This window comes from Actinomadura sp. NBRC 104412, from assembly GCF_030269515.1.
Classification (GTDB): domain Bacteria; phylum Actinomycetota; class Actinomycetes; order Streptosporangiales; family Streptosporangiaceae; genus Spirillospora.
In genome coordinates, this window is sequence record NZ_BSTM01000020.1 from 110,085 (window position 1) to 122,247 (window position 12,163).

At 73.6% G+C, this 12,163-nt stretch carries 10 protein-coding genes and 1 pseudogene; 4 read left to right on the forward strand and 7 right to left on the reverse strand.

Going from position 1 to position 12,163, the window contains the following annotated elements; translation table 11 throughout:
* Positions 1-16: 16 nt before the first annotated feature.
* Together recQ and QSK21_RS23770 are read right to left on the reverse strand one after the other, a co-directional pair.
* Positions 17-2,005 carry a DNA helicase RecQ gene (gene recQ, locus QSK21_RS23765; RefSeq protein WP_285699012.1) on the reverse strand — a complete coding sequence of 663 codons (1,989 nt, stop codon included), beginning with the start codon at positions 2,003-2,005 and terminating at the stop codon, positions 17-19.
* Positions 2,006-2,043: 38 nt separating this feature from the next.
* Positions 2,044-2,700 carry an HAD family hydrolase gene (locus tag QSK21_RS23770; RefSeq protein ID WP_285699014.1) on the reverse strand — a complete coding sequence of 219 codons (657 nt, stop codon included), beginning with the start codon at positions 2,698-2,700 and terminating at the stop codon, positions 2,044-2,046.
* A 200-nt stretch (positions 2,701-2,900) separates the two neighbouring features.
* Between QSK21_RS23770 and QSK21_RS23775 the strand changes: the two genes are divergently transcribed.
* Together QSK21_RS23775 and QSK21_RS23780 are read left to right on the forward strand one after the other, a co-directional pair.
* A complete protein-coding gene (locus tag QSK21_RS23775; protein WP_285699015.1) occupies positions 2,901-3,386 on the forward strand; it encodes a hypothetical protein in 486 nt (161 codons plus the stop codon).
* Between the two features lie 116 nt (positions 3,387-3,502).
* Positions 3,503-3,874, forward strand: a complete 372-nt coding sequence (locus QSK21_RS23780) for a phage holin family protein (RefSeq protein ID WP_285699016.1) — start codon at positions 3,503-3,505, stop codon at positions 3,872-3,874.
* On the opposite strand, the gene QSK21_RS23785 is transcribed toward QSK21_RS23780, so the two are convergent.
* From QSK21_RS23785 to QSK21_RS23800, 4 genes are all read right to left on the reverse strand, one after another.
* Positions 3,861-6,374 carry a coiled-coil domain-containing protein gene (locus QSK21_RS23785; RefSeq protein ID WP_285699017.1) on the reverse strand — a complete coding sequence of 838 codons (2,514 nt, stop codon included), beginning with the start codon at positions 6,372-6,374 and terminating at the stop codon, positions 3,861-3,863. The genes QSK21_RS23780 and QSK21_RS23785 overlap by 14 nt on opposite strands.
* A 63-nt stretch (positions 6,375-6,437) precedes the next feature.
* Positions 6,438-7,388: a cation diffusion facilitator family transporter gene (locus QSK21_RS23790; protein ID WP_285699019.1), complete on the reverse strand. Its 951-nt coding sequence runs from the start codon at positions 7,386-7,388 to the stop codon at positions 6,438-6,440.
* 190 nt (positions 7,389-7,578) lie between these two features.
* Entirely contained in the window at positions 7,579-8,589 is a 1,011-nt protein-coding gene (locus QSK21_RS23795) for a hemolysin family protein (protein WP_285699021.1), read from the reverse strand.
* Positions 8,586-9,923, reverse strand: coding sequence for a hemolysin family protein (locus QSK21_RS23800; RefSeq protein ID WP_285699023.1), 1,338 nt, complete (start codon positions 9,921-9,923; stop codon positions 8,586-8,588). Before QSK21_RS23800 ends, QSK21_RS23795 begins: the two co-directional genes overlap by 4 nt.
* A gap of 401 nt (positions 9,924-10,324) precedes the next feature.
* On the opposite strand from QSK21_RS23800, the gene QSK21_RS23805 reads away from it, so the two are divergent.
* A complete protein-coding gene (locus QSK21_RS23805) occupies positions 10,325-11,614 on the forward strand; it encodes a hypothetical protein (protein ID WP_285699025.1) in 1,290 nt (429 codons plus the stop codon).
* A gap of 148 nt (positions 11,615-11,762) precedes the next feature.
* Here the strand turns inward: QSK21_RS23805 and QSK21_RS23810 are convergent, their stop codons facing one another.
* Positions 11,763-11,906 carry a hypothetical protein gene (locus tag QSK21_RS23810; protein ID WP_285699026.1) on the reverse strand — a complete coding sequence of 48 codons (144 nt, stop codon included), beginning with the start codon at positions 11,904-11,906 and terminating at the stop codon, positions 11,763-11,765.
* 52 nt (positions 11,907-11,958) lie between these two features.
* Between QSK21_RS23810 and QSK21_RS36375 the strand changes: the two are divergent.
* Positions 11,959-12,153: pseudogene (locus QSK21_RS36375) on the forward strand (serine/threonine protein kinase); the annotation flags it as partial.
* Positions 12,154-12,163: the final 10 nt, after the last annotated feature.

Consider the following 12,163-nt stretch of genomic DNA (forward strand, 5'->3'; position numbering starts at 1 on the left):
AGCCTGGGAATCGCCGTCAGCCGGGCTCGGCGAGGGTCTCCAGGATCTGCTCGCCGTATTTCGCGAGCTTGTTCTCGCCCACCCCGTTCACCTTGCTCAGCTCGGTCAGCGAGGACGGCACCGCGGTGGCGATCTCGCGCAGTGTGGCGTCGTGGAACACCACGTACGGGGGGACGCCCTGCTCGCGGGCCGTCGCGGTCCGCCAGGCGCGCAGCCGCTCGAAGACCGGCACCGCCTCGGGCGGGAGGTCGGCCGGGGCCTTGCGGTCCTTCGGCGCCCTCGACGCCCGGGCGGCCTTCGCCGCCTTTTCGGCGACCTCCGGCTGACGGCGCATCGTCACCGTGCGCTGCCCGCGCAGCACCTCGGCGCTCGACTCGGTGAGGACGAGAGCGCCGTAGTTGCTCTCCACCGCCATCAGGCCCTGGGCCAGCAGTTGCCGGACGACGCCGCGCCATTCCGTCTCGCGCAGCTCCGTGCCGATCCCGAACGTGCTGAGCGAGTCGTGGTCGAACTGGATGACCTTGGCGTTCTTCTTCCCGAGCAGGATGTCGATGATGTGGCCGGCGCCGAACTTCTGCCGGCGTTCGCGTTGCAGCCGCACGACCGTGGACAGCACCTTCTGCGCCGGGACCGTCGCGTCCCAGGTCTCGGGCGGTGACAGGCAGGTGTCGCAGTTTCCGCAGGGCTCGGCCTCCTGGCCGAAGTAGTTGAGCAGTTGCACGCGGCGGCAGCCCGCCGCCTCGCACAGGGCCAGCATCGCGTCCAGATGCAGGCTGAGCCTGCGGCGGTGCTGCTCGTCCCCCTCGGAGGAGTCGATCATCTTGCGGAGGTTGACGACGTCCTGGAGCCCGTAGGCGAGCCAGGCGGTGGACGGCAGCCCGTCACGTCCCGCGCGGCCCGTCTCCTGGTAGTAGCCCTCGACCGACTTGGGCAGGTCGAGGTGGGCGACGAACCGGACGTCCGGCTTGTCGATGCCCATCCCGAACGCGATCGTCGCCACGATGACCAGGCCGTCCTCGCGGAGGAAGCGCGCCTGGTTGGCGGCGCGCGTGGCGGCGTCCAGCCTCGCGTGGTACGGCAGCGCCTCGATGCCGTTCGCGGTGAGGAACTCGGCGGTCCGCTCGACCGAGTTGCGCGACAGGCAGTACACGATGCCCGCGTCGCCCGCGTGCTCGGTGGTCAGCAGCCGGAGCAACTGCCGCTTGGCGTCGGACTTGGGCTCGATCCTGTACTGGATGTTGGGACGGTCGAAGCTCGCCACGAAATGTCGCGCGTCCTTGAGGTCGAGGCGCATGGCGATCTCTTCGCGGGTGGCGGGCGTCGCGGTGGCGGTCAGCGCGATCCGCGGGACGTCCGGCCAGCGCTCGTGCAGCCCGGACAGCGTCAGGTAGTCGGGACGGAAGTCGTGCCCCCACTGGGCCACGCAGTGCGCCTCGTCGATCGCGAACAGCGCCACGGTGCCCCGGTCGAGCAGGTTGACCGTCGCCGGGACGCGCAGCCGCTCGGGCGCCAGGTAGAGGAGGTCCAGTTCGCCCGCGAGGAACTGCGCCTCCACCATGCGGCGCTCGTCCAGGTCCTGGGTGGAGTTGAGGAACCCGGCCCGCACGCCCAGCGCCCGCAGCGCGTCCACCTGGTCCTGCATCAGCGCGATCAGCGGCGAGATGACGACGCCGGTGCCCTTCCTGACCAGCGCGGGGATCTGGTAGCACAGCGACTTGCCGCCGCCGGTCGGCATCAGGACCAGGGCGTCGCCGCCGTTCACCACATGGTCGATGATCTCCTGCTGGCCGTCCCTGAACGCGTCGTAGCCGAAGACCCGGCGCAGCACCTCGGTCGCCGACGCCCCGCCGGTGCCCTCGGCGGGATGGAAGAGGGGCGCGAGCTCGCCCTCGGGCGCCGTGCCCGGATCGAAGGCCGGATCGAACCCGGGGTCGAACTCCGGGTCCGGTTCGTACTCGGGGTCGAAGTAGGGCTCGGGCGGGATCTCGCTCTCCGGGGAAGGCACCGATTCATCTTAGGGACCGGGGCCGACACCCAATGGCGCTACAGGGATTCGATCACGTCGCGGTCGATGGCGCGGAGGTCGTCGGTCTCGTACGCGGCGAGGGCCAGCGCGTCGGGCGCGGGCGGGTGCCGAGGGCGGGGGACGGCGATCACCCGCATCCCGGCGGCGTGGGCGGAGCGCAGCCCGTTGCCGGAGTCCTCGATCGCCACGCAGTTCTCCGGCGGCACGTCGAGCTGGGCGGCCACCATGAGGTAGCCGTCGGGCGCGGGCTTGCCCTGGTCCACCTCCTCGGTCGACACGGTGACCCTGAACAGGGAGTCCAGGCCGACCTCGGCGAGGAGCAGGTCGATGAGGGCGCGAGGGGAGGAGCTGTTCAGGCCGAGCGGGTAGGCGTCCGCGAGCCGCCGCACCGTCTCCACGGCGCCCGGCAGCAGCGGGACCTCCTCCGCGTACCGGATCCGCATCCGGTCGATCACCTCGTACGCGACCTCCTCCGGTGAGAGCCGCCCGTCCAGCAGGTCCTCGGCCAGATAGGACGCCCATTCCTCGGTGCTCATCCCCATCAGCCGGTCCTGGCTGTCGGGGAGCCAGCGCCCGCCGTGGTCGGCCACGTAGGAGCGGCGGACCTCCTCCCACACCGGCTCCGAGTCGATCAGAACACCGTCCAGATCGAACACGACCGCGCGTACGTCCATGGACCACTCCCGGCTCGAACCTCGGCTTACCCGCACCGGTCCATTACCCGCCGGATACCGGAGGAATCGCGAGCGAGCATTTCCGTAAAAGGCCTGTGAGCTGGATAAATAGGGCAATGCACACAAGATCCTATTAAGTCTGGCATGGTGGGTATCCCCGCGCCTCGCCTCCGGAGAGTGAGCTGGAGAGGAGATCCCCAATGGTGTTGCTCGGACTGCTCATGGCCGCGGCGGCCGTCACCGTGGCGGTGGGCGTCGTGGCGGCCAACGAAGGGACGGCCACCCTGACCGCCTTCGGCGAGACCGTCCCCTTCGTGAACAACCAATGGCAGGTCTTCCTCGCCGGCGCCGCCGTCGCGGTCCTCTTCGTGGTCGGCGTGACGCTTCTCTTCATGGGCGTCGGCCGCGGCCTCCGCAAGCGGCGCGACCTGCGTTACCTCCGCGAGGAGCACGAGGAGTCGCTGACCACCCTGGAGATGGAGAAGCGCCGCCTCCAGCGCGAGCTCGCCCGCGTCCGCGGCGGCGACCCCGGGTCGCCCTCGGTCCCCGGCGCTCCCGTGTCCTCGCCTTCCGGGCCTCCCGTGGACGGCCGTCCCGTCGCGGGCCCGGCCGCGCGGGCGGCCCACCGCACCGGCGGACCCATGGTGGGCTCCGCCGCCTCGTCCTTCTTCGACAGGACGGACTGACGCACCGGCGTCCGCCCGGAGACCGAGCCGGTGGTCCCCGGAGATGACCGGGACGGCACCGGAAATCCCCGCGCGGGCTGATGGTTCCCGCACCATCTCCGGGCAGGATCGTCGATGTGCGGATACTCCTCAAGGTAGTGATCACGGCCGTCGCGCTGTGGGTCGCGACCGTGCTGGTCGCCGGGGTGGACGTCGAGGGGGACACCCTCGGCCGCCGGGCGCTCACGCTGGTCGGGGTCGCGGTGATCTTCGGCCTGGTGAACGCGATCATCAAGCCCATCGTCAAGACCCTCGGCTGCGCCCTCTACGTGCTGACCCTCGGCCTGTTCGGGCTCGTGGTCAACGCGCTGCTGCTGCTCCTCACCGGCTTCATCGCCGGCGAGCTCGACCTGCCGTTCACCGTCGACGGCTTCTGGCCCGCGTTCGCCGGCGCGATCGTCGTCGGCGTGGTCGGCTGGGTGCTCGACCTGCTGGTCAAGGACGACTAGCGGCCGCGAACGGCGACCGGGCCAGCCGGTCCGCGCCCGCGTGCCCCTCGTACTCGGGGTGCGCGGGCGGTGCCTCGTCCGCGCCGCCGCCCAGCAGGACCCAGCGCCGGGCCTGGACGGCGCCGACCAGGAAGTCCGCCTCGTTCACCGCCCCGGCCCCCGCCACCACGAGCGTGTCGAACTCCGCGTCCGCCCTGGTCGCGCCCACGGTGAACGGCGTGCCGCAGACCAGCGCCGCCGTGCGCAGCAGGACGTCGCCGGTGTCGTCGCTCGGGACCTCACCGGTCGGGCCGGACACCGGGAAGCCGTCTTCGGCACGGTTCAGCTGGGACGTGAGCCGCTCGATCCGGGCCATGGCGGACCGCTGACGCGTCGCGAGCACATCCGGGTCGACCGGTCCGCCGCCACAGATCTCCTCCACGTTCCCCCGGGAACGGGCCTCCGCCGCCGTGGCCGCCTCGAACTCGCCCGACCGGACCGACAGCTCCTCCTCGGCCTCGCCGCGGCGCCGCGCCAGCAGCGCCTCGGTCTCCGCGACCCTGGCCACGGCCGCCTCCGCCTCGGCCCTCGCATGGTCGTGCGCGGCCCTCGCGGTCTCGTACTCGCGCCGGGCGACGGCCAGCCGTCCCTCGATCTCCTGGGCGATCCGCCGCGCGTTCGCGGCCAGCGTGCTCGCCTGCGTGGCCAGGTTGACGGCCTCGGCGGCGCGCTGTGCCTTCTCCTGGTGGTCGGCGGTCGCGGCCGTCCGCTCCTTGGCCAGCCGGGACAGCTCCGCGGCGAGCTGCCGCTGCGCCTCCTGCGCCGCCGTCAGCCGTGCGGCGCCCTCGTGCAGGAACGCCTCAAGCTGCGTGCGGTACGTCTGCGCGCGCTCGGCGGCGTCCTTCGCCTGCGCCGCCCGCTTCGCCGCCTCGTCCGCCTCCCGCGTCAGCGCCTTCACCTCCGCCCGCAGGTCCTTCAGCTCGGGCGGCGGGGGCGCGACGTGCAGCCGTTGGCCCAGCGACCGCTTGCGCCGCCGCGCCGACAGTGCGGACTCCGCCGCGGCCAGCCGGTAGTAGCGGGTGTGCCCTTCGGCGTCCGCCGCCGCCGACTCGGCCGCCAGCCGCTCGGCCGACTCGATGGCACCCGGCAGGTCGTCGCGGGCCCGTGCCAGGTCCACGGTCAGCGTCTCTTCCTCCTGCTGCGCCGCCTGGAGCTCCGTCCGCGCCTGCGCGTTGCGCTCCTCCAGCGCGTTGCAGCGCGCCAGGGTCGCCTCGGCGGTACGGGTGAGCCTGCCGGCCTCCTCCGCCTTCGCGTCGGCCTCCCTCTGGAGCCGCTGCGCCTCGGCGCGCGGCCCCTCCAGCTCGGCCACGACCTCGGCCTGCGCCGCCTCCAGCCGTTCGGCCTCGGCGGCGGTCCGCACCACCGCCTGCTCGGCCGCCTCGACCGCGGCGCGCATCTCCTCGATCCGCGCCGCCAACCCGGCCAGCTCCGCGTCCAGTTCCTGGCGACGCCGTTCCCTGGCGGTCTTGAGCGATTCCAGCAGCGCCTGGTCACGCGGCCACTGTTCCAGCCACATCAGCGCGCGTTGCAGCTTCCGCGCCTCCTCGGCCCAGGAGTTCGGCCACGCCTCCCCCAGCGGACGGGCCACCACCGAGAGGACACGTGCCTCCGGTGCCCGATCGTCCTTGATCTCGGCGGGCTCCGGTTGCGGGACCTCCTGGGGCCGTGTCACCTCCACCGAGGTCACGGGCCTGAACTCGACCGTGCGGTTGGCCCCGTCCTCCCTCAGCGGCGCTTCGGCCGGTTGCGCGGACGGCGGCTCCGGGACGGGCGGTGGCTCCTCCGCGGCCGTGGCCACCAGCACGGTGAGCACGTTCTCCCCGGCCGCCCGCGCGATCTCCTCGGCGCGCGCCTCGGTGGGTGCCAGCACCAGGGTCCGTTCGCCCTCGCGCAGGGCCTCCTGGACGGCCTCGCCGACCGGCACGTCCCGGGTCACATCCTGGGCCTCGGCGGCGACGAGCAGGCGGGCCAGTTCCTCCGCGTCTCCGGCGATCCGACCGTCCCGCATGGCGCGCAACGCGGCGAGCTGCCCGCTCCAGCCGAGGACCTTCGTGTCCTTCTCCCTGAGGCGCCGCTCCAGCCCCTCGTAGACCTCGATCAGCGCCTTGCACGCCTCCGCCGCCATCTCCCGCACGGACGGCCCGTCGGCCTCTGGCTCGTCAGGCTCCTCCGGCGTGTCCGCCTCGTCGGAGGCGTCGGCCACCATCGCCTCGACCTCGGTGGTCACGTCGTCGGGGACCGGAAGGGGCGAGGTCGCGGCGTCCGGGGCAGTGTCCGACGCGGCGGCCGGCTCCTCGGCGGCCTTCTCCTCGACGGCCTTCTCCTCGGCGTCCGGGGCGGGGGCACCGGGAAGGGGCAGCGCCTCAGTCGGGGAATCGGCGGTGGTCTCCTGGGACGACGGCTCGCCGGCGTCGTCCAGGACGTCGTGCTTCCGGCTGTCCGGTTCTGGTGGGTGCTCCACGCCTCATCCCGTTCCGTCGCTTCGGAGCCCTATTCTTCTCCGCTTCCGCCCCGCCTTAACGTCTCACACCCGATGACCGGCAAGAACCGCGTGGTGGTCGATGTCGTCGTCCGGCCGCGGGTCCGGATGGACGAGAGCGCCCGCGAGGCGCGGCAGCGCGTGCATCAGGCGGTGCTCGGCGTCCACGGCGACGCGATGGGCCTCCACCAGGGTCGTGCCGGGGTCGATGACGACATCGCATTCGGCCCGCAGGCGGTGGCCGACCCAGCGCAAACGTACCGATCCCACGTCCAGGACGCCGGGTGTCGCCGCGAGAGTCGCTTCGGCCTTGTCCACGAGGGCGGGATCCACGGCGTCCATGAGGCGGTGCCAGATTTCCCGGGCGGCCTGCCGGAGAACGAGCAGGATCACCAGGGTGATGAGCAGCCCGACGACCGGGTCCGCCCAGGGGAGGCCGAGCGCGACGCCTCCCGCGCCCAGCAGGACGGCCAGCGAGGTGAGGCCGTCCGTACGGGCGTGCAGTCCGTCCGCGACGAGTGCGGCGGAGCCGATGCGGCGCCCCACACGGATGCGGTAGCGGGCCACCAGTTCGTTGCCCACGAAGCCGGCCAGTGCGGCACCGGCCACGGTGAGCAGGTGACCCACCGGCTGCGGGTCGGCCAGGCGTTCGACGGCGGTGTACCCGGCGGCGATGGCCGAGGCCGCGATGGTGAGGACGATGACGACGCCCGCGATGTCCTCGGCCCGCCCGAACCCGTAGGTGTAGCGGCGGGTGGGCGGACGGCGGCCCAGTAGGAACGCGATGCCGAGCGGCACGGCGGTGAGGGCGTCGGCGCCGTTGTGAAGGGTGTCGCCCAGCAGCGCCACCGAGCCCGAAAGCGCCACCACCACGGCCTGCACCACCGTGGTGAGTGCCAGGACGGCCAGCGAGATCCACAGGGCGCGCATGCCCTCCGCGCTCGCTTCCAAGGCGGCGTCCACCTTGTCGGCGGCCTCGTGGGAGTGGGGACGCACGGCATGCTTTAAGCGGTGTGCCCAGCCGGCGCCATGCGCGTGCGCCCCTTCTCCGTTGTGACCGTGACCGTGGAGATCACCGTGTCCGTGGCCGTGTCCTTCCATCCGTCCAGGATGCGCCAAAGGCCCCATCGCAGCATCTCGACACCTACGTGACCTGTGCAGTCGCGACCGCGTCGCACCTGCCCGCTTAGTGCGGGTTGGTGGCCAGCAGTTCGGCGAGCAGGTCATCGAGGGTCACGATGCCCGCCAGCGCGCCCTGGGCGTCGTTCACCACGGCGAGCTGCGCGCGGTCGCGCCGGAGGCCGGCGACCGCGTCGAGGACGGTGGTCCCCTCGGTGAGGACGGGCGCCGGGTGGGCGAGCTCGGCCGCCCGCCGCTCGCCGTCGGGTTCGGTGACGGCCGCGCGGACGTGCACGATCCCCGCGACCCCGCCGCCGGAGTCGCGGACCACGATCCGGCTGTGGCCGCTCTCGGTGGCGATCCGCCGCACCTCGGCCGCGGTCGCGTCGGCGCCGATCGTGGTCACCGCGGTCACCGGGACGACCAGGTGGCCGACCGTCGCCTCCCTGGCGGCGATGGTGCGCCGCAGCAGCTCGTGGTCGTGCCGGCCGATCAGGCCGAGCCTGCGGGACTCGCCGAGCAGGTGGCGCAGCCGCTGCGGGTCGGTGTGGTCGTCCAGCTCGTCCTTGGGCGTGATCCGGACGAGCCGCAGCAGCCCGTTGGTGATGCCGTTGAGCGCGGCGAGCACCGGGCGCGACACCTTGGCGAACGCCCGGAACGGCAGGGCGAGGATCAGCGCGGACCGCTCCGGGTAGGCGATGGCCCACGACTTGGGCGCCATCTCCCCGATGACCATGTGCAGGAAGGTCACCACGGCGAGCGCGACGCCCAGCGCGGCGGCCTTGGAGCCGGCCTCGGGCACGCCGAGCGCGTGCAACGGCGGTTCCAGGACGTGCTCGAACGCGGGTTCGGTGACGATGGCCAGGCCCAGCGAGCACATGGTGATGCCGAACTGCGCCCCGGCGAGCATCAGCGACAGCTCGCGGGTGCCCGCCAGCGCCGCCGCGGCGGGACGGCTGCCCCGGGCCGCGGCGCGTTCGAGCTGCGGCCGGTTGGCCCCGACCAGCGCGAACTCGGCGGCCACGAAGAAGCCGTTGCCGATCAGCAGCAGCACCGTGACCAGCAGCGTGGTGATCACGCGGGCTCACCTCCCGCGGCGGGGACGAGGTCGACCGTGCGCAGCCGCACCTCGTCGGGGACGCGGCGGCGCACGGTGACGACCTCCAGCACGACGCCCGTGCCGTCGTCCAGGCCGATCGCGAGCCGGTCGCCGGGCGACGGCAGCCGCCGCAACCGGGCCATGACCAGGCCGCCGAGGGTGTCGTAGGCGTCGCCTTCGGGCAGGTCCAGGCCGGTCAGCCGGCCCACCTCGTCGATGCGCATGCCGGCGTCCACGACCCAGGAGCCGTCGGCGGCGGCGGTCGGGGCGGCCTCGGCGGCGTCGGTCTCGTCGGTGATCTCGCCGACCAGCTCCTCGGCGATGTCCTCGAAGGTGAGGATGCCGGCGAGGCCGCCGTACTCGTCGACGACGCAGGCGAACTCCTCGCCGGTCTCGCGCATCTGCTCGATCACGCCGTACAGGGGCTGGCTGCCCGCCACCAGCAGGGGCTTGCGGGCGATGCGGCGGATCGGGGTACGCGAGGACAGCGTGTCGTCGGCCACCTCGCGGGCGCCCGCGACGCCGACGACGTCGTCCACGTCCTGCCCGTACACGGGGTAGCTGGTGTGGCCGGTCTCGGCGATCAGCGCGACCAGCTCGGCGACGGTGGCGTCGCCCGGCAGCCCGCGGACCTCGGGGCGCGGCACCATCACCTCGTCCGCGGTCCGGTCGCCGAACGACAGGGCGCGCTCCAGCACGCCCGACAGGTCGGCGGGCAGCAGCCCGGCGCTGTACGAGCGGCCGATGATCTCGCCGAGCTCCTCCAGGGTGGCGCCGCTGTGCGTGGTCTCCACCGGTTCGACGCCGACGGCGCGCAGCAGCCGTTCGGCGGCCCGGTCGAACAGCCGGATGATCGGGCCGAACACCGCCAGGTACACCAGCGTGGACGCGGACAGCGCGCGGGCCAGCGACTCGGCGCGGGCCAGCGCCAGGTTCTTCGGGAACAGCTCGCCCAGCAGCATCTGGATCAGCGTGGCGAGCGCGAACCCGGTGCCCAGCGCGATCGCTCCGGTGGCGCCGGGCGGCACGCCCGCGGCCCGTAGCAGCGGCTCGATCAACTCGGCGAGCGCGGGTTTGGCGATGAAGCCGACCACCAGGGTCGTCATGGTGATGCCGAGCTGGGCGCCCGACAGCATGAACGAGAGCCGGCCGACGACCTTCAGGGCCCGCCTCGCGGCGGCGTCCCCCTGGTCGGCCCGCTGGGTGAGGCGCGCCCTGTCGGCGGCCACGAACGCGAATTCCTGGGCCACGAAGTAGCCGGTCGCCGCGGTCAGCACGATCACGGCGAGGATCCCGAGGACGGCGGTCAGCACGACCCACCGCCGGGTCTATGACTGGGGTCCGACACCGCGGACTCTCAACTCCTCTCACCTCGACAGTAGGAGCAACGTCACCTCATACCAGGTGGTTCCCGGTTGACAACCCGTCGTGAGGTGATGATCGCCTCATCCCGCGACGGCGGCGGCCGGAACCGGTCTCGCGATCACCGGTACCCCGGTTCCGGGTGATCATGGGACCGCCGGTCACGCCGCCCGTCTCGGGCGGTTGTGCCGGATAGTGTCACCGATCACACTGAAGAGGGAGTGCGCGCCGGAAACTGGGGTCGCGGGGCGCCGATGGAGGCGGATCCCGGACCGGCGGGTCCGGCGGCGGGGATCGCAGTGAACGAGAGCGGGGCCGTCCGCGGAGCGGGCGGCGGACCGGCGGGATGGAAGTGAGCGAGAGCGGGGCGGGCGCGACCGCGCCGATGAGCCGTGAGGGGATCGACCACGCGCTGCGCGCCCTGCGCGAGGAGAAGGACCGGATCTCCTCGGCGCTGCTCGACCTGGAGGACCACGAGGGCACCCGGCTGCTCAAGGGCGCCCGGCTGGCGGGCGAGACCTGGCGCCGGTGGGAGGACGCCAAGAAGGAGATCGCCTACGTCTGGCGGCTGTACGACGCCTACCAGCGGACGCTCGGCGCGGCGGCGGAGCTGCGCGAACGTCATCCCAGGCCCGGCTCGGCGGTGCTGGTGGAGCTGACCGGGCTGCTGGCGGGCGCGTCGGTCGAGGTGCCGGACGGTGAGATCCCGCTCGGGCGCAGGACGCTGCTGGGCGAGACCCGGGAGCGGATCACGCTGGACGAGGCCGTGTCCCGGATGTCGGACGGGTACTCGCGCGCGGCCGAGGTGATCGGGGCCGCGGACGCGGCGTGGACGGCGCTGCTGGTCCCGCTGGAGGACATCGAGGAGACCTGGCGCGACACCGCGCGGCTGGCGCAGGGGCTGGACGGTTCGCGCCATCCCGAGCTGGACCGGCTCGGCCGCGAGCTGAGCGCGCTGGGGATCGCGGCCCGCACCGACCCGCTGTCGCTGGTGGGCGGCGACGGCCGTCCCGACACCTCCGGCCTCGACCGGCTGCGGGACTCGCTGGAGGCGTTGCGCGCGTCGCTGGCCGAGGCGGCGCGGCTGCGGGACGGGTACGAGCAGCGGCTGGCGGCCGTCCAGGCGTCCATCGACGACGTGGAGGCGGCGGAGCGCCGTGCCAGGGAGGCGCGCACCACGGCGGAGCTGAAGATCGCGTCGGCGGGGCTGCCGGAGCCGCCGGCGCAGGGCGGCGGGCTGCGGCACCGGCTGGCGGGCCTGGAGGAGCTGCGCCGCGGCGGGCGCTGGGCCGAGCTGGCGGCACGGGTGGCCGAGCTCGACCGCGCGACCGGTGCGGCGCTGGCACAGGCCGAGGACAACCTGAGGCTCAGCACCGGACTGCTGGACCGGCGCGGTGAGCTGCGCGGCCGTCTGGAGGCGTACAAGGCCAAGGCGGCGCGCCTCGGCCTCGCCGAGGACGAACGGCTCACCGAGCTGTACCAGCAGGCGCGTGACCTGCTGTGGACCGCTCCCTGCGACCTGCGCCGCGCCACGGCCGCCGTGGCGGCGTACCAGCGCGCCATCAGGGACCGCCGGGACGGGCCTCGCTCCGGCGGCTCCGGCGGGGAACGGGACGAGAGCGAGACGGGAGCGGGCCGGTGAGCGCGGCGGCGATGGCGGAGCCGTGCGGCCAGCCCGGCTGCTCGGGAAACGTCCAGGCGGACGGCTTCTGTGACGTGTGCGGCATGGCCCCGCCCGCCGCCGCTGCCGCCGCCCCTCCGGCCGCCGTCCCTCCGGCGGGTGGACCGGATCAGCCGCGGTTGCCCGGGTCGGCGCCGCCCGAGGCGGGGTCGGTGTCGCCGACGACCCCGTCCTCGATCCCGCCGTCCCCCGGATCGGCGGGTTCCGCGTCGGCGGGCTCTTCGTCGCGAAGCTCGTCCGGGCGTACGGCCACGCGCGGGACGATGAGCGGCGGCACCGGGTCGAGCGCGTCGGCGCGGCGCGGCATGCTCGGCGCCGGCTGGGTCGAGGTGCCGCCCGTCCCGTACCGCGACCCGGCCTCGGCGATCATGGAGAAGCCGGAGGTGCCGGAGAAGCGGCGGTTCTGCAGCCGCTGCGGCGAGCCCGTCGGGCGGTCGCGGGACGGGCGTCCCGGCCGGACCGAGGGCTTCTGCCGCGCCTGCGGCCACCCGTTCTCGTTCACCCCCAAGC